The organism is Candidatus Limnocylindria bacterium (assembly GCA_036523395.1).
Taxonomy (GTDB): domain Bacteria; phylum Chloroflexota; class Limnocylindria; order P2-11E; family P2-11E; genus CF-39.
Window position 1 is genome coordinate 42,701 of the sequence record DATDEH010000010.1, and the last position, 16,175, is coordinate 58,875.

General features: G+C 68.6%; 17 protein-coding genes. 10 read left to right on the forward strand and 7 right to left on the reverse strand.

Translation table 11 applies throughout. The annotated features are described in order from the left end of the window. Positions 1-29 precede the first annotated feature (29 nt). The 4 genes from VI056_01500 to VI056_01515 are packed head-to-tail and all read left to right on the forward strand — an operon-like array spanning position 30 to position 3,311. Positions 30-953: an acyl-ACP desaturase gene (locus VI056_01500; protein HEY6201694.1), complete on the forward strand. Its 924-nt coding sequence runs from the start codon at positions 30-32 to the stop codon at positions 951-953. Positions 954-975: 22 nt separating this feature from the next. After that, positions 976-2,205: an MFS transporter gene (locus VI056_01505; GenBank protein HEY6201695.1), complete on the forward strand. Its 1,230-nt coding sequence runs from the start codon at positions 976-978 to the stop codon at positions 2,203-2,205. A gap of 4 nt (positions 2,206-2,209) precedes the next feature. Further along, on the forward strand, positions 2,210-3,076 hold the full coding sequence (locus tag VI056_01510; GenBank protein HEY6201696.1) for an aldo/keto reductase: 867 nt from the start codon (positions 2,210-2,212) through the stop codon (positions 3,074-3,076). Positions 3,077-3,092: 16 nt separating this feature from the next. Then, positions 3,093-3,311 (forward strand): hypothetical protein, encoded by a 219-nt coding sequence (locus tag VI056_01515; protein HEY6201697.1) that lies wholly within the window; start codon positions 3,093-3,095, stop codon positions 3,309-3,311. Here the strand turns inward: VI056_01515 and VI056_01520 are convergent. After that, entirely contained in the window at positions 3,308-3,976 is a 669-nt protein-coding gene (locus tag VI056_01520) for an HAD-IA family hydrolase (GenBank protein ID HEY6201698.1), read from the reverse strand. The genes VI056_01515 and VI056_01520 overlap by 4 nt on opposite strands. Positions 3,977-4,023: 47 nt before the next feature. On the opposite strand from VI056_01520, the gene VI056_01525 reads away from it, so the two are divergent. Together VI056_01525 and VI056_01530 are read left to right on the forward strand one after the other, a co-directional pair. Beyond that, complete coding sequence (locus VI056_01525) at positions 4,024-5,019, forward strand: Gfo/Idh/MocA family oxidoreductase (GenBank protein HEY6201699.1); 996 nt, start codon at positions 4,024-4,026, stop codon at positions 5,017-5,019. After that, positions 5,016-5,750 (forward strand): MBL fold metallo-hydrolase, encoded by a 735-nt coding sequence (locus VI056_01530; protein ID HEY6201700.1) that lies wholly within the window; start codon positions 5,016-5,018, stop codon positions 5,748-5,750. The genes VI056_01525 and VI056_01530 overlap by 4 nt, the downstream gene beginning before the upstream one ends. 2 nt (positions 5,751-5,752) lie before the next feature. On the opposite strand, the gene VI056_01535 is transcribed toward VI056_01530, so the two are convergent. From VI056_01535 to iolD, 6 genes are all read right to left on the reverse strand, one after another. Then, positions 5,753-5,881 (reverse strand): hypothetical protein, encoded by a 129-nt coding sequence (locus VI056_01535; protein ID HEY6201701.1) that lies wholly within the window; start codon positions 5,879-5,881, stop codon positions 5,753-5,755. A gap of 102 nt (positions 5,882-5,983) precedes the next feature. Beyond that, complete coding sequence (locus tag VI056_01540; protein ID HEY6201702.1) at positions 5,984-7,063, reverse strand: ABC transporter ATP-binding protein; 1,080 nt, start codon at positions 7,061-7,063, stop codon at positions 5,984-5,986. Continuing rightward, positions 7,056-8,675 (reverse strand): iron ABC transporter permease, encoded by a 1,620-nt coding sequence (locus VI056_01545; protein HEY6201703.1) that lies wholly within the window; start codon positions 8,673-8,675, stop codon positions 7,056-7,058. The genes VI056_01540 and VI056_01545 overlap by 8 nt, the downstream gene beginning before the upstream one ends. Before the next feature lie 25 nt (positions 8,676-8,700). Next, complete coding sequence (locus tag VI056_01550; GenBank protein HEY6201704.1) at positions 8,701-9,786, reverse strand: substrate-binding domain-containing protein; 1,086 nt, start codon at positions 9,784-9,786, stop codon at positions 8,701-8,703. A gap of 57 nt (positions 9,787-9,843) precedes the next feature. Then, a complete protein-coding gene (gene iolB, locus VI056_01555; protein ID HEY6201705.1) occupies positions 9,844-10,644 on the reverse strand; it encodes a 5-deoxy-glucuronate isomerase in 801 nt (266 codons plus the stop codon). Beyond that, positions 10,641-12,506 (reverse strand): 3D-(3,5/4)-trihydroxycyclohexane-1,2-dione acylhydrolase (decyclizing), encoded by a 1,866-nt coding sequence (iolD, locus tag VI056_01560; protein HEY6201706.1) that lies wholly within the window; start codon positions 12,504-12,506, stop codon positions 10,641-10,643. Before iolD ends, iolB begins: the two co-directional genes overlap by 4 nt. 42 nt (positions 12,507-12,548) lie before the next feature. Between iolD and VI056_01565 the strand changes: the two genes are divergently transcribed. The 4 genes from VI056_01565 to VI056_01580 form a co-directional block, all read left to right on the forward strand. Then, complete coding sequence (locus VI056_01565) at positions 12,549-13,463, forward strand: TIM barrel protein (GenBank protein HEY6201707.1); 915 nt, start codon at positions 12,549-12,551, stop codon at positions 13,461-13,463. Next, on the forward strand, positions 13,460-14,452 hold the full coding sequence (locus tag VI056_01570; protein HEY6201708.1) for a Gfo/Idh/MocA family oxidoreductase: 993 nt from the start codon (positions 13,460-13,462) through the stop codon (positions 14,450-14,452). The genes VI056_01565 and VI056_01570 overlap by 4 nt, the downstream gene beginning before the upstream one ends. Beyond that, the gene (locus VI056_01575) at positions 14,449-15,390 is read left to right on the forward strand and encodes a PfkB family carbohydrate kinase (protein ID HEY6201709.1); all 942 of its coding nucleotides are present in this window, start codon (positions 14,449-14,451) and stop codon (positions 15,388-15,390) included. The genes VI056_01570 and VI056_01575 overlap by 4 nt, the downstream gene beginning before the upstream one ends. Further along, on the forward strand, positions 15,387-16,175 hold a 789-nt coding region (locus tag VI056_01580), incomplete at its 3' end, for a hypothetical protein (GenBank protein HEY6201710.1). The genes VI056_01575 and VI056_01580, both read left to right, overlap by 4 nt.

Sequence of the window (16,175 nt, forward strand, 5' to 3'; positions counted from 1 at the left end):
GCCATTCAGGCGTTACAGTCCCTCAGGTGATGAGCCGTCACGACGACGCCGCCCTCCTCGCGGAGGTCGAGCCCGCCGTCGCGAAGCTCCTCGATCGGCATATCGGGGTCGCCAAGGAGTGGTTCCCGCACGATTACATCCCGTACAGCCTCGGTCGGGACTACGACAAGGAGCCCTGGACACCGGACCAGCCGCGCCTCTCCGGCGTGGCGCAGACCGCGTTCGAGGTGAACCTCCTCACCGAGGACAACCTGCCCTCGTATCACCGCCTCATCCACAAGATGTTCAGCAAGGGCGACGGCGCCTGGAAGAACTGGATCAACCGCTGGACCGCCGAAGAGGGCCGGCACGCGATCGTCATTCGCGACTATCTCGTCGTGACGCGGAACATCGACCCCATCGCGCTCGAGCGTGGCCGCATGCAGAACGTCATCACCGGGTACGACCACGACGTGGATGTGCTGCAGGGCCTCGCGTACACGTCGTTCCAGGAGCTCGCGACGCGCGTCTCGCACCAGAACACCGGCCGCTACTCGGAGGACCCAGTGGCCGACAAGATCATGACGCGCGTGGCGCTCGACGAGAACCTTCACATGATCTTCTACCGCGACGCGCTCGCCGCGATGCTCGAGATCGCGCCGTCAGAAGTGGTCAAGGCGATCACCCGCGAGGTCCTCACGTTCGAGATGCCGGGGAGCGGCATCGCCGGCTTCACGCGGAAAGCGGCGCGCATGGCGGACGCGGGGATCTACGACCTCCGCATCCATCACGACGACATCCTGTGGCCGCTGCTCCGGTTCTGGAGGATCTTCGAGCGCACCGGTCTCGACGCCGAGGCGGAGCACGACCGCGAGCGTCTTCGCAGATTCCTCGACAAGCTCGATGTCTCGGCGCGCAAGTACGAGGAGCGACGCGCGGCGCGTCACGATCGCGAGAGCAGCGCCGCTAAATAGTCTCCGTTAGCCTCGCAGGTCCGTGACCGTTTCCACCGACGACGCGCCGAGCTACGGGCGCCTGTTCGCGATCGCCGGCTTCCCGCGTCTGGTCGCGAGCATGATGCTCGCCCGCGTCGCGGAGCAGATGGTCTCGCTCGTCCTCGTGCTCTTCGCGCTTCAGCACTACGGATCACCGGAGATCGCCGGTGCGGTCACCTTCCTCAGCGTCGCGCCGGGGCTGCTCGCGAGCCCGATCGGCGGCGCGCTGCTGGATCGTCATGGGCGCACGCGGCTCATCGTGATCGACTACGCGATCGCCGGCATGACCCTCGCGCTCATCGCGGCCCTCGCCGTCGCGGACCGCCTGCCCGTGCCCGCGCTCCTCGTGATCGTCACGATCTCGTCCTTCACGCAGCCACTCGGGAACACCGGCGTCCGTACGCTGTTCCCGCTCATCGTTCCGCGTCCGCTCTGGGAACGAGCGAACGCGATCGACAGCAACGGCTACGTCGTCGCGAGCATCGTCGGCCCCGCGCTCGCGGGGACCCTGGTCGCGGTCTTCGACGCGCCAGCCGCGCTCGCGGTCACCGCATCGGTCTTCGCCATCGCGGCCCTGGTCGCCGTCGGCATCCGCGACCCCGGCGGTCGCACCGAGACCGGAAACCTCCTCTCCGACGCGTGGCGTGGCCTCGCATACGTCGCACGACACCCGACGCTGCGTCCGCTCGCGCTCTCGGTGACGACCGCGAACCTCGGCGGCGGCCTCTTCTTCCTCGCGCTGCCGGTGCTCGTGCTGGATCGCTTCGCGGCCGGGCCGCAGTTCGTCGGCCTCCTCTTCGCGCTCTCCGGGATCAGCGGATCGATCTCCGTGCTGCTCATGGGACGGATCTCGACGCTCGGCCGAGAGCGACAGCTGCTCGCGGGCGCCATGCTCGGCACGGCGGCCTGCTTCGCCTTCGTTCTGCTGTTCCCACAGCCTCTGCTCGTCGCGGTCGCCATGCTGCTGTGGGGCGTCGCCACGGGCCCATTCGACGTCGTCCTCTTCACCATCCGGCAGCGGCGGACGGACCCGGCGTGGCTGGGCCGCGCCTTCGCTGTGTCGATGGCGCTCAACTTCGCCGGGTTTCCCATCGGTTCGGCGATCGCGGGAGCCGTCCTGCCTATCTCCATCGAGCTTGGCTTCGCACTCGCGATCGCAGCCACCGCCCTGGGTGCTGTGCTCGCTTACATCGGGATCCCGGAGCACGACACGCCGGCATCGGTATCGTGAGCGCGTGATCCCGCTCGCCCCGTTCGGCAGCACCGGCCATCGGAGCACCCGCACGCTCTTTGGCGCGGCGGCGCTTTCACGCGTGACGCAGGAGGTCGCGGACGGTGTGCTCGACCTGGTGGAACGTCACGGGATCAACCACATCGACACGGCTGCCAGCTACGGCGACGCCGAGCTGCGCATCGCTCCCTGGATCGCGGGCGCAGGACGCGACCGCTTCTTCGTTGCGACGAAGACCGGTAAGAGGACCTACACCGAAGCGCGGGACGAGATCCGCCTCTCGCTCCGGCGGCTGGGGACCGACCACGTGGATCTCATCCAGCTCCACAACCTGGTCGACGAGACGGAGTGGCAGACCGCGTTCGCGACCGATGGCGCGCTCCGCGCCGCGGTCGAGGCGCGCGACGCAGGGCTTGTGCGCTTCATCGGTGTTACCGGCCACGGTCTGCAGGCGCCGGCGCAGCACCGCCGCAGCCTCGAGCGGTTCCCGTTCGACTCGGTGCTCTTTCCCTACAACTACGTTCAGCTGCGCGATCCGAATTACACGCGCGACGTCAAGGCGCTCATGGCGTTGTGCGAGACGCGTGGTGTCGCGATGCAGACCATCAAGGCGATCACGATCGGGCCCTGGCACGCCGAGCGCCCCGCCACACCGACGACCTGGTATGAGCCGCTGCACGACCAGCGCGACATCGATCTCGCGGTGGGCTGGGTCCTCGGCGACCCGCGGGTGTTCCTCAACACCGTCGGCGACGTTGGGCTGCTGCCGCTCGTGCTCGACGCCGCCTCGCGCGGAGGCGGGCGGCCGTCGGATGGCGAGATGGATGAGCTCGCGCGGCGCCGCGAGATGACCCCGTTCTTCGTCGCCTAGCGTGCAACGCGCGCGCTTGATCGGCCTAGCTTTGATCTTCCTCGACGCCGTTGCCATCGCATGGTTCGCGTACGGAGCGCCACCGTTGGGAAACGACCTGTGGCGCACCGGGTCCGACTACAGCGTCAACCCGGGCATTCCGATCGTCCTGATGTCGGTCGCAGGGATCGTCGGTGTGCTGGGGGTGGTCTTGGCCATCGCTCCCGGACGCGGGCCAGATCCCTGGGACCGCTAGGACCGATCGACCAGCTCCACGACTTGGTCGAGACCGCGCGGCTTCTCCGCTGCGCCGTCAGGCGGCAACAGCTGGAACTGCAGTCCCGCTTCCAGCGCGCCAGCGTCGGCGACGGGATGATCGCCGACCATGAGCGTCTCGGCCGGTCTCGTGCCGAGCGCTTCGCACGCATGGAGAAAGATCGCGGGGTCGGGCTTCTCGGCGCCGACCTCGAACGAGTGAGTGAAGGCATCGACCAGATCGGCCAGGTGGTGGGCCGCGAAGATCGGTCGCAGGTCCTGCGGCACGTTGCTCACGATCCCGATCCTCAAGCCGCGTGCGCGCAGCGCTCGAAGCGTCGGCTCGGTGTCCGGGTAGGGGATCCACGCGCGCGGGTCCATCACGCGCTCGTACAACGTCTTCGCAACGTTGGGCACCGCGGTGTTCGCGCGCTCGAAGAGCGCCGTCCAGACCTCGCGGTGCGCACCAGCCGACAGGTCGCGACCCTTCGCAAGCTCGTCCGGCGTCTTCCCGGCGTCCCACAGCTCGCTCCAGAGCGCGCGCGCCTCTTCGGGATCGATCCGGACGCCGCGCTCCGCGCCGGCCGCCACGATGACCTTTCCGGCATCCGGTGGTGAGAACAGCGTGTCGCCCCAGTCGAACAGCACGCCGCGGATCTGCGTCACCCGCTCGATTCTGACGGAGGGGCGCGTTCCATCGCAGAATGCGCGCTGTGCGTGTCGCCATCCTCGGTGTCGGACGTCTCGGCGCGTTCCACGCAAAGGTCCTGAGTGAAACGAAGGACGTGAACGAGCTTCGCGTGTACGACTCGGACCCCGCCCGCGCGAAAGAGGTCGCCGGCTCGCTGAAAGCGCAGGCTGCCGCGAGCGTGGACGAGGCGCTGAAGGGTGTGGACACCGCGGTCATCGTGACGCCGACGGACACGCACGCCCCGCTCATCAAGAAGTGCCTCGACGCGCGCATCGCAACGTTCTGCGAGAAGCCGATCGCGATCGGCGTCCCCGAAACGCGCGACATCGTCGCGCACGTCGAGCGTGCGAAGGGTCGGCTCCAGATCGGTTTCCAGCGCCGCTTCGACGCCGGCTATCGGACGGCGCGCGATGCGATCCGCGCCGGGCACCTCGGCAACGTGTACTCGTTCCTCATGGTGAGCTGCGACAGGCTGCCACCGCCGGACGCATACATCGCGACGTCGGGCGGGGAGTTCAAGGACCAGCTCATCCACGATCTCGACATCACGCGCTGGCTGTTCGGCCAGGAGGCGGTCGAGGTGACCGCGACCGGGTCGACGCTCGGTGTCCCCCAGTACGAGGCGATGGGAGATGTCGGCACATCCGCGGTCCTGCTTCGTCTCTCCGGCGGCACGCTCGGTCTCATCACCGGGCTGCGCCACAACGAAGCGGGGTACGACATCCACGTCGAGATCCATGGCGCCAAAGACACGCTCGCTATCGGCATCGACCCGCGCACGCCCTGGCGGTCGGTCGAGCGGGATGCGCCTCCGCTCGCCGGGCCGCCGTACCCGTCGTTCTTCGTCCGCTTCGACGGCGCGTATCGCGCCGAGCTCGCGCACTTCCTGCGCTTCGCGCGCGGCGAGGCAGAGAACGCGTGCACGGCCGCGGATGCGCTGGAGGCGCTGCGTATCGCTGAGGCTGCGAGCCGCTCCTACCGCGAGCGGCGGACCGTAAAGCTCGCCGAGGTCAATTGACCCTTCGCGTCACGTTCATCGGTAGCGGCAATGCGTTCGCGGACGGCGGACGATCGCATGCCTGTATCCACGTCAGCGCTCCGGGCGTCTCGTTGCTGCTGGACTGCGGAGGCTCGTCACTGCCCGGGATCAAGCGCGAGGTCGATCCGGAGGCCATCGATGCGATCGCGATCAGCCATCTGCACGGCGATCACTTCGGCGGCATCCCCTACCTGGTGATCGAGCAGCATTTCGCGGGGCGGACCGCACCGCTCGCGGTCGGCGGTCCGCGCGCGCTCACGGACCGGCTGCGCGCCGCCGAGTTGGCGCTCTATCCCGACTTCTTCCGCAAGACCAAGGTCCGGTTCCCGATCCGCGAGATCGTGCTGGGCGCGAAGGAGACGGAGTTCGGTGGCGCGCTCGTGAGCGCGCTACCCGTCAAGCATGTAGCGGAGTCGGATCCGCACGGCCTGCGCGTGCGGGTCGGTGACAAGGTCGTCGCCTATTCAGGAGACGCGATCTGGAGCGACGAGCTCGCCCGCGTCGCGAAGGGCGCGGATCTCTTCATCTGCGACGCGTCGTTCTTCGACACCGATGACCCATCGCACATCTCGTATCGCACGTTGATGTCGCACCGCGACGCGCTCGACTGCAAACGGGTCGTCCTCACGCATCTCGGCGCGGAGACGCTGGCGCGCATCGGTGAGCTCGAGCTCGACCATGCGGTCGACGGCGCGAGTCTCGTGGTCTGACGCTATCCGGCGGCGGGCTCGCGCGGCGCGGCCAGCCATAGAACGAGCGCGACGGCGGCGGCGAGCGCCGCGATGAACGCGACACCCCCGATAAATGCCCACCCCACGAGCTCGGTTGCTGATGCGTACATCACTTCGAACCTCCGCCAACAAGCCTGCGAGCGGCGAGGATGGGCGCCCAGTGCCAAAGGCAAGTCCGAAACAGGGTCTGACGGCCTGTTCGCCGGGCTGCCCTACTGCTGGGCGATGATGTGGATGCGCTCCGGCTTCACGGCAACGGTGACGGGACCATCGAAGTCAGCCGCCGCGCCCGGATCGGGCTGATCCACGATCCACTCGCGCCCGTCGACGGTCACCCAGTACCGCATGAGATCGCCGAGGAAGGCGCGGCGCGCGACCGTGCCGGGGATACGCACGCCGTCGGGATCGGCGGACGGCGGACGGAGCGCGAGCGCCTCTGGTCGCACGCAGAGGTGGACCTCGCGTCCGGCGCTCAGCGCGAGCCCCGCGGGCATGCGCACGGTGACCGACCGCTCGCCGAAGGCGACCACGACCTCATCGCCGCGCACCTCGCGGACCGTGCCCGGGATGATGTTCACCGCACCGACGAAATCCGCGAGGAAGGCCGTGCGCGGGTGGTAGTAGATCTCCCATGGGGTACCGGCCTGCTCGACCTTGCCGGCGTTCATCACGGCGATCCAGTCCGACAGGGAGAGCGCCTCGTCCTGGTCGTGCGTGACGTAGACGAACGTCATGCCAAGTCTTTGCTGCAGCGAGCGAAGCTCCCACCGCAGCTGCACGCGCAGCTTGGCGTCGAGGTTCGAGAGCGGCTCGTCGAGCAGCAGGATCTGGGGCTGGAGCACGAGCGCACGACCCACCGCGACGCGCTGCTGCTGTCCGCCGGAGAGCTGGTTCGGCCAACGGTCTCCAAGGCCGGCGAGTCCGACGAATTGCAGTGTGTCGTCGACGCGCTTCTCGCGCTCGGCGCCCGCGACGCCGGCGACGCGCAGTCCGTACGACACGTTGCCTTTGACCGTCATGTGCGGGAAGAGGGCGTAGTCCTGGAACACCATTGCGGTGCCGCGGCGATGTGCGGGGAGCTCGTTGATCCGCTTCCCGCCCAGGATGATGTCGCCTTTGTCGGGGTCGTAGAACCCCGCGATCATTCGCAGCGTCGTCGTCTTCCCGCAGCCGGATGGGCCGAGCAGCGTCGCGAACGACCCGCGCGGGACCTCGAACGAGATGTCGTCGACGGCGGTGACGCCCTCGAACGTCTTCGTGACGTGGTCGAGCCGCAAGTGGATCTCAGGCACGAGCTGCCCCAAGCGCGATCCGGCCGCGCGCGAGTACCGCCAAGACGCTGAGCGCGACGATCGCCATACCGATGTCGATCACCGTGAACGCAGTCGCGCCTCCCCAGTCGAGATCGTTGACCAGCTGGAAGATGCGGATCGTTGCCACCGTGGTGCCTGGCGTGAACAGGAAGATGACGACGGAGAGCGTCGTGACCGCGCGAACGAATGTCGTGACGAATCCGACCCGCAGCGACCCGCCGAGCATGGGTAGGAGCACGTCGCGGAAACCGCGCAGGCTCGATGCGCCGAGGCTCGTGGCCGCCTCGTCCATGGTGCGATCGATCTGCCGGAGACCGGCGACGGCGGCCTGGTATCCGACCGGGATGTTCCAGAAGATCATCGAGATGATGATGAGGACACCGCGGTTGAGCCAGTCGAGCCATGCCTCGTTGAACGCCGTTGCGTAGCCGATGCCAAAGAACAGGCCGGGCACGGCGGCGGGCATGATCAAAAGGAAGTCGAGCACCCGGCGTCCCGACCATGCGCCCCGCTGGACCAGCCAGGCCGCGAGGAGCGCGAACAGCGACGAGAACGCGGCCGCGGAGAGGCCGTAGACGAGCGTGTTGCGGAGTGCGACCCCGTTCACGCCCGAGAAGACGTACTCGAAGTGGCTCGTGGTGAAGGAGGTGTTGACGGGGAACGTGAGCGTGAAGGCGCTCACGACGAGCGACCCGTAGACCAGGAGGATCATCCCGCAGAGCGCGGCGCACAGCGCGAAGCATGCCCATGAGAGCCAGGCGGGTACCGGCGGGCGTGGCATCGATGACGCTCGCCCGCTTACGGTGACGAACGACTGCCCTCCGTCGAGACGGATCTTCGCGAGATAGAGGGCGAGTGCCAGGGAGAGCAGGATCGTGCTCACCGCCGCCGCGCTCGGTAGGTCGCCGAACCCGCTGATGAGCCCGTAGGCCTGTGTCGGTAGCACCGTGAACTGACCGCCGACCAGCGCCGGGTTCCCGAAGTCCTCTACGACGTAGATCGCGGTGGTGAGGATCGCGGCGCCGAGCCCGGGGCGAGAGAGCGGCAGCGTCACGGTCCGGAACACGGACCACGGGCCGGCACCGAGATTGCGCGCGGCCTGCTCCATGCGCGCATCGCTGCGCGAAAGGACGTCCGCGATGAGCTGGTACGCGAACGGGAAGAACGCGATCGTCTGCACGCCCCAGATCCCGCCCAGTCCGAAGATGCTGATCGTCTGCCCGAAGACGCCATAGGTGATCACGCCGCGCGGCCCGAACAGCAGGATGTACGACGCGGCGACGACGAACGGCGGCGACAGGAGCGGCAGGATGCCGATGAGCCTGAACAGCGGCTTCCAGCGCATGTCGGTGTAGACCATCGCGTACGCGAAGACGAAGCCGATGAGCACGGCCGTCGTGGTGGAGAGAGCCATCACCTGGAGCGAGTTCAGGAAGGGCTTCACCCAGCTGCCGGCGGAGAGGAAGTCCACGTAGGCCGTGCCTGGTGTAACGACGACCCGAACCTGCGGATAGACGATGAAGACGAGCACGAGCGCTATGACAGCAAGCAGCGCGAGCAGGACACCCGGCTCGCGCTGCAAGTTGCGCATATTCGCTACGAGATCGCGGTGATCGCTAGAGACCCACCGTTTGCTGCCATTTCTGGAGGAGGCGGGTCTTGTTGTCGGTCGCCCACTGGCGGTCGTAGTTCACAAGCTTCACGGACGTCAGGCCGGGTGAGCCCGGAGCCGCTGCCACGTCGGTGCGGGTCGAGCCGCGGTTGCTGAGCTTCACGTTGAGGTCGCCGGCCTCCTTCGTGATGGACCAGTCGACGAGGGCCTTGGCGGCGGCGAGGTTCTTCGTGCCCTTGATGATGCTGATCGCGCCGACCTCGAAGCCTGTGTCGGCCGGGACGGTCAGGTCGACCGGGTTGCCCTTGGTCTTCTCGGTCAGGATGTCGTGGCTCCAGTTCGGGCAGCCGACGAACTGACCCTGGTCGATGAGCGTCAACGCGCCCGGTGACGTCGGGATGTACTGCGCGATGTTGGCGTGGAGGCTCTTCATGTACGCCATCGCCTTGTCTTCGTCCTTGTTGAATCGGAAGATCTGCGTGGCGATGAAGATGTAGCCGCCGCCGGTAAGGGTCGGGCTGGGCAGGATGAGCTTGCCCTTCCACGCCGGGTCGAGCAGATCGTCCCAGGTCGCCGGTTTCTTACCTGCGATCTCCTTGGTGAGACGGTCGTTGTTCGAGATGAAGCCGAAGATGCCGGTGTACCAGCCGGTCCAGAGTCCGGTCGGCTCCTTGAACTGCGCTGCGATGTCCTTCGCGTTCGGCGAGATGTACGCCTCGAGCAGTCCTTGCTTTCCGAGCGGGTCGTGGAACTCGCTCGATCCGCCGATGAAGATGTCCGCCTTCGGGCTGGCCTTCTCAGCGGTGATCCGGGTCTGCAGCTCGCCGGCCGCCGCGAGAGGCAGCAGGTCGATGCTGACGCCTGGGTAGGCGGCCTTGAACGCGGCGAAGAACTGATCGTTCGTCGACTGGTTGAGTGCCGAGTACACCGAGATCGTGCCCGTAACGGGCGCTGCGGTCGGTGCCGCGGTCGCGGTCGCGACAGCGGTCGTCGCCGTCGGAGACGGCGTCGCGGCGCCACCGCAGGCGGCCGCCACCGTGACGACTCCAAGTCCCTTGAGGAATGTGCGTCGGTCGAGCACTGGCGTCATTCGTTCCCCTCCCGTCAGGTCCGGTCGAAGTCTAGAGCTTGCGGCCCGCCGAGCGGCTCAGCCCAGAAGGCGACGATGATCGGGGTCGAAGGTCACGCTCCACTGGCGGAGCGGGCCCGCCATGACGTTGAGGTAGTACAGGTCGTACCCCGGGGGCGCCGAGACAGTGTGGAAGCCGCGGGGCACGAGAACACAGTCACCGCTACGCGGCGCGAGGCTCTGATCCAGCGAGCGGTCGGCGGTGTACACACGCTGCAGCGCGAAGCCGCGCTCCTCGCGCAGCCGGTGGTAGTACGTTTCCTCGAGCGCGGTCTCCCGCGGCGGGTCATTCGTGTCGTGCTTGTGCGGCGGGTAGCTGGACCAGTGTCCGCCCGGCGTCACGACCTCCGTCACGAGCAGCGACTCGGCAGACGCGTCTTCCATGAGGATGTGGTGGATCCGCCGCTCCATCGCCCCGCTCCCGCGGATCTCGAGACGAGCATCGCCCGGAGCGAGGACGCGCGCCGTCGCGCCATGCTTCGCCGGCGCATGACCGAGCGCGACCTCGACTGGCCCGGAACGCGCGGCGATCTCGAACGCCGCGCCTGGAGGGAGATACGCACCGGCGGGTGGACCGTCGAACGGTGTCGCGCGCGTCCCCACGCCCTTCCAATCGCCAGCCTCCGAGCGGATGTCGCAGCTGCCTCCGAGAACGACGACGCACGTTTCGCGCCGAGGTAGTTCACGCCGCAGACGCGACCCGGCCGCGATCCGGTAGACCTCGAAGCCAACGTATCGCCAGCCAGCGCTTTCCGGCGTGATCCGCATGACGCAGCCGTCGGCGTCAGGCTCCTGCGCGCTGACGAGCAGACTCGTCACTGGGGCGGGCGCAGGTGATGGCGCGCGGCCTTGCGCCCCTTTTCATAGCGCTCCCGCGACCCCCGCACCTCTGGAAGACCGGAGACCTCCGCGGGCGCGACGTCCCACCACGATCCGTACGCGGGCACGCTCTCGTAGCGATCGGTCTCGATCGTGACGACATACGGGCGATCGACTCGCTTTGCCTCGGTCAGCGCGGCGCGTAGCTCGGTGATCGTGCGCACGCGCTTCGCGATCGCGCCGAGGCTCGCGGCGTTCGCCGCGAAGTCGATCGGAAGCGTGTCGCCCTGCGGGCCCTCGCGGTCGAGTCCGAGCGACCCCGACTTGCGATACCGGTACTGCGTGCCGAAGCCCTGAGATCCGAGCGAGCGCGATAGACCGCCGATCGATGCGTAGCCGTGGTTGTCGACGACGATGACGACGATCTTGATCCGCTCCTGAACCGCGGTCACGAGCTCCTGCGCCATCATCAGATAGCTCCCGTCGCCGACCAGCACGTACACCTCGCGATCTGGCGCGGCCATCTTCACCCCGAGGCCGCCCGCGATCTCGTATCCCATCGTCGAGAAGCCGTATTCGACGTGGTAACCCTTTGGATCGGGCGCGCGCCACAGTTTGTGGAGGTCGCCGGGCATCGAGCCCGCTGCGCACACGACGACGTCGCGCAGACCAGCGACCTCGTTCACCGCGCCGATCACCTCACTCTGCGCGGGGAGGGGCGTGTGACCGAGCGAGCAGAGGCGGTCCACCTCCTTCGACCACTCACGTGCGAGCCGTTCCGCTTTCTCGCGGTACGGCGGTTCGACCGTATGGACCCGGCTCGCGAGCGCCTCGATCGTGGCGCGCGCATCACCGACCAGCGCGAGCCCAGCATGCTTCTGCGCGTCGATCTCCGCGACGTTCACGTTGATGAAGCGCACCTTCCCGTCCTGGAACGCCGTCTTCGACGCGGTCGTGAAGTCCGTCCAGCGCGTGCCGATGCCGATGACGAGGTCTGCCTCGCGCGCGATCTCGTTCGCGGCGGACGTACCGGTGACGCCGATCGCGCCGAGAGCGAGTGCATGATCGAAGGGGAGCGCGCCCTTTCCCGCCTGCGTCTCAGCGACCGGTATCCCGGTCGCGTCGACCCACTTTCGCAGCGCCTCAGTCGCGCCGGAGTAGATGACGCCGCCGCCCGCCACGATGAGCGGGCGCTTCGCGGCGCCGATGAGGTCGGTCGCGCGCATGATGGCCGCAGCTTCAGGCAGGCGACGTTCGATGTGCCACGTCCGTTTTGCGAGGAACTCCTCAGGGACGTCGAAAGCCTCGGCCTGCACGTCCTGTGGGAGCGCGAGCGTGACCGCGCCGGTGTCGGCGGGGCTTACGAGCACGCGCATCGCCGCGAGCGCGGCCGGGATGATCTGCCCGGGACGCATGATGCGGTCGAAGTAGCGCGAGACCGGGCGGAACACGTCGTTCACCGAGATATCGCCGGCCCACGGCACCTCCAGTTGCTGGAGCACCGGGTCGGGCGCGCGCGACGAGAACACGTCGCCCGGCAGGAGCAGGACGGGGAGTCGGTTGATCGTCGCGAGGGCGGCGCCCGTGACCATGTTCGTCGCCCCGGGGCCGATCGATGTCGTGCATGCGAACGTCGCGAGCCGATCGCGCATCTTCGCGTAGCCACACGCAGCGTGCACCATCGCCTGCTCGTTGCGCGCCTGGTAGTAACGGAGATCGTCTGGCCGCTCCTGGAGCGCCTGTCCGACGCCGGCGACGTTACCGTGACCGAAGATGCCCCAGCAGCCGGCGAAGAAGCGCTGCTCAACGCCATCGCGCTCGACGTACTGGCTCGCGAGGAATCGCACCAATGCCTGCGCCATCGTGAGCCTCACCCTGGAGTGCGTACAGTACAACCTCCGACGATGAACACACCGCGCATTCGCATCGGCACCGCTCCGATCAGCTGGGGCGCATGTGAGATCCCGAACTGGGGCGATCAGCTTCCGTACGGCCAGGTCCTCGACGAGATGGCCGCGAGCGGGTATGAAGGCACCGAGCTGGGCCCCTGGTCGTATCTTCCATCTGACCCAACGACGCTCCGCCGCGAGCTCGACGCGCGCGACCTCACGCTCGCTGGAGCGTTCTGTCCGGTCACGCTCCACGATCGAGATCGGCTTGAGGCGTCGATGCGCGTCGCACGCAACACTGTCGATCTGCTCGCCGCGGCAGGCGCACCAGTCCTCGTGCTCGCCGAGGCCGGAGACGAGACGCGCACAGCGATCGCCGGCCGTGTGCCCGCGGATGGCTCGGCGGGCTTCAGCCACGGCGAATGGCGCCGCTTCAGCGACGGCGTGAATCACGTCGCGCGCTACGCGCGTGAGCAGGGTCTCGTCACCGCGTTCCATCCGCATGTTGCGAGCTACGTCGAGCGGCCCGAAGAGATCGACCGTCTCATGCGCGACACCGACCCCACGCTCGTGGGGTTGTGCCTTGATACCGGCCACGTCGCGTACGGCGGAGGCGATCCGGCGGAGATCGCACGCACGCACGCGCAGCGTGTACGGCACGTGCACCTCAAAGACCTGCGACGTGAGGTCCGGGCCGACGCGCTCGCGCGACGCTTGGGTTTCCGCGACGCCGTCAGCCTTGGTGTGTTCGCGCCACTCGGTGACGGGTCGCTCGATCTGCGTGGGACGCTGAGCGCGCTCCGCAGGGTGGGTTACAGCGGCTGGCTGATCGTCGAGCAGGACGTTCGACTTGGCGTGAGCCCGATCGCGGCGCCGCTGCGCGACGCGAAGCGCAGTCGCGCGTTCCTGACCGAGGTGCTCGCGGGGTGACGGGCGCCGGCGACATCGGCGTCGGCGTCATCGGGGTCGGTCTGATGGGGCGCCGGCATGCCGAGAACGTGGCGCGCGTCAGTGGCGCGAGGCTTCTCGCGGTCCACGACGCCAACGCCTCCCTGAGCGAGCGCGTCGCACGCGAGCTCGGCGCGACGAGCTGCGCGTCCGTCGACGCGCTCCTCTCGTACAGCGGCGTCGACGCGGTGGTCATCGCGTCGCCGGCGCACACGCACGAGAAGCACGCGCTCGCGGCGCTCGCGGCGCGAAAGGACCTGCTGCTTGAGAAGCCGATCGCGCCGACGCTCGATGCGGCCGACCGCATCCTGGCCGCCGCCAGTGTGTCCGCGGCGCGGCTGCAGATCGGATTCATGCGCCGCTATGACCCCGCGTACACCGAGGCGGCCTCGGTGGTGCACTCCGGTAGGGTCGGCGCGGTGCGCTTCTTCAAGGGGATGAACCGCGACCGCGACGCGCCGCGCGGCGCGCCGGGCTCGCTGCCGCGCGGCGACATATTCGCGGAGTCGGCGATCCACGACTTCGACGTCGCGCGGTGGATGGTGGGCGACGAGGTCGCGGGAGTGCGGGCGAGCGCGTTGACGCTCGCGCCCGACGCGCCTTGCGCTGACCTCGCGCTCGCCGAGCTCCACTTCGCGGGGGGCGCTGCCGCGACGATCGAGACCTACCGCGGCGCGCGATACGCCTACGACATTCGCGCCGAGATCGTCTGCAGCGAGGGCATGGTCTGTGTCGGGGGCTTCGCGCGGCGCTCGGTGGAGGTACTCCTTCCCGACGGTGATCGTCGGGATCTCTTCCCAGGATTCCTCGAGCGCTTCGCCAACGCGTACCTGTTCGAGCTGCGCGACTTTCTCGCCGGTGTCCGCTCTCGCACTCCCCCGCGGGTGAGCGGAGAAGACGGTCGCCGCGCGCTCGCGATCGCGCTCGCATGTGAGCGTGCCAGCGACGACGCCCGCGAGTTCGCACCATGACCGTCGACGCGTACGTCCTCGGCCGCGTCGGCGCGGATCTGTACCCGCTGCAGCTCAACACACCGCTCGAGGAGGTCCGCACGTTCGAACGTTTCGTCGGTGGATTCGCGGGGAACGTGTCGACCGGTCTCGCGCGGCTCGGCGTTCGAACGGGCATCGTGTCAGCCGTCGGAGACGATGGCCACGGCCGGTTCATCCGCCGCTTCCTCGAGGCGGAAGGCATCGATTGCGCGTCGCTCCACGTGCATCCCTCCCTGCGCACGGCACTCGCGTTCTGCGAGGCGTGGCCACCGGACGACTTCCCGATCACCTTCTATCGCACGCCGACATGCCCCGACTGGGAGCTGCGCGCCACGCAGCTTCCGGAAGATCTCGCGCGGGCGCGCCTGCTCTACGCGTCCGCGACCGGACTGGCGCGAGAGCCAAGCCGCGCGACGACGCTGGCGGCCCTCGAGCGCTGCCGCCAGCGCGCGATCTTCGATCTCGACTGGCGCGAGGTGCTCTGGGACGACGTGCGTGACTACCCGGAGCTCGCCTGGCGCGCCGCGGAGTTCGCTTCGGTCGTGGTCGGTGGCGCGCGCGAGTTCGTGGCCGCCGCGCTGGATCCGCGCGATCTGCTGAAGCGCGGCCCCACGTTCGTCGTCGTGAAGCGCGGCGCCGGTGGCGCGACGGTCGTCGATGCGCGCGGCTCGCGCGATATCCCGGGCGTCGCCGTCCCGGTCGTGAACGGGCTCGGCGCCGGCGATGCGTTCGGGGCGGCGCTCGGTGCGGCGCTGATCGCCGGCCGAGGCGCGGACGAGGCGGTCCGCCGTGCGAACGCCGCAGGCGCGATCGTGGCGTCGCGCCTTTCGTGCAGCACCGCGATGCCCCGGGCGTCGGAGATCGACGCGCTGCTGGGAGGCGCGACCGTGGTGGACGGCGCGGTCGTGGCCGGGTGATCGACCGCATCGCCTCACGGCGGGGAGTGGTGTGCGGCCTCGCGCTCGATCACCGCGACAGCCTTCGCGTCGCCGCGCGCCGCCACGGCTTCCCCGAGGACTCGACCTCGCTGCGCGCGCTGAAGGTCGAGCTCGTGCGCGGGCTCGCGCGACTCGCCAGCGTCGTCCTCCTCGACGTCGAGCTCGGCCTCGACGCCTTCACCGAGCTCGACGGCGTGCCGCTCGTCGTGCCGCTCGAGGCGCAGGGCTACGAGTCCCTCGGCGAGGGCCGCATCACGACTCTCCTGGGCGATGTCGATCCCGCGCGCGCTGCCGCGCTCGGCGCGGTCGGATGCAAGCTTTTGCTTCCGTACCGCCCGGACCTCACGGACGTCGCGGCGATCCAGGACGAGATGGTCGCGCGCGTCGTCGCCGAGTGCCGCGCGGCTGGTGTCATCTCGATCGTCGAGCCGATCGTGTATGGCGAGGTGCCGGAGCTCGGCGCCGCCGTCGCCGAGACAGCGCGCCGTCTGTCGCGACTGGGTCCCGACGTGTTGAAGCTCCAGTACCCCGGAAGCCCGCGCCTGTGCGAGGTGCTCACCCGCGCGTGCGGCGCGGTGCCGTGGGTCCTGCTCGGAGGAGGAACGGATGAAGACACGTTCCTGAGCCAGCTGCGTGACGCGATGCATGGCGGCGCGCGAGGTTACATCGTCGGGCGGACCGCATGGGACGCGGCGCTGGTGGAGGATGAGGGCGAGCAAAGACGAGCGGTCGCTCAGCGAGCGGCCTTCCTGGCGCGGGCAGTG

Coding starts and splice junctions, on each gene's coding strand:
- VI056_01500 (HEY6201694.1), top strand. CDS start 30: ATGAGCCGTCACGACGACGCCGCCCTCCTCGCGGAGGTCGAGCCCGCC.
- VI056_01535 (HEY6201701.1), bottom strand. CDS start 5,881: ATGTACGCATCAGCAACCGAGCTCGTGGGGTGGGCATTTATCGGGGGT.
- VI056_01545 (HEY6201703.1), bottom strand. CDS start 8,675: ATGCGCAACTTGCAGCGCGAGCCGGGTGTCCTGCTCGCGCTGCTTGCT.
- VI056_01550 (HEY6201704.1), bottom strand. CDS start 9,786: ATGACGCCAGTGCTCGACCGACGCACATTCCTCAAGGGACTTGGAGTC.
- iolD (HEY6201706.1), bottom strand. CDS start 12,506: ATGGCGCAGGCATTGGTGCGATTCCTCGCGAGCCAGTACGTCGAGCGC.
- VI056_01565 (HEY6201707.1), top strand. CDS start 12,549: ATGAACACACCGCGCATTCGCATCGGCACCGCTCCGATCAGCTGGGGC.
- VI056_01575 (HEY6201709.1), top strand. CDS start 14,449: ATGACCGTCGACGCGTACGTCCTCGGCCGCGTCGGCGCGGATCTGTAC.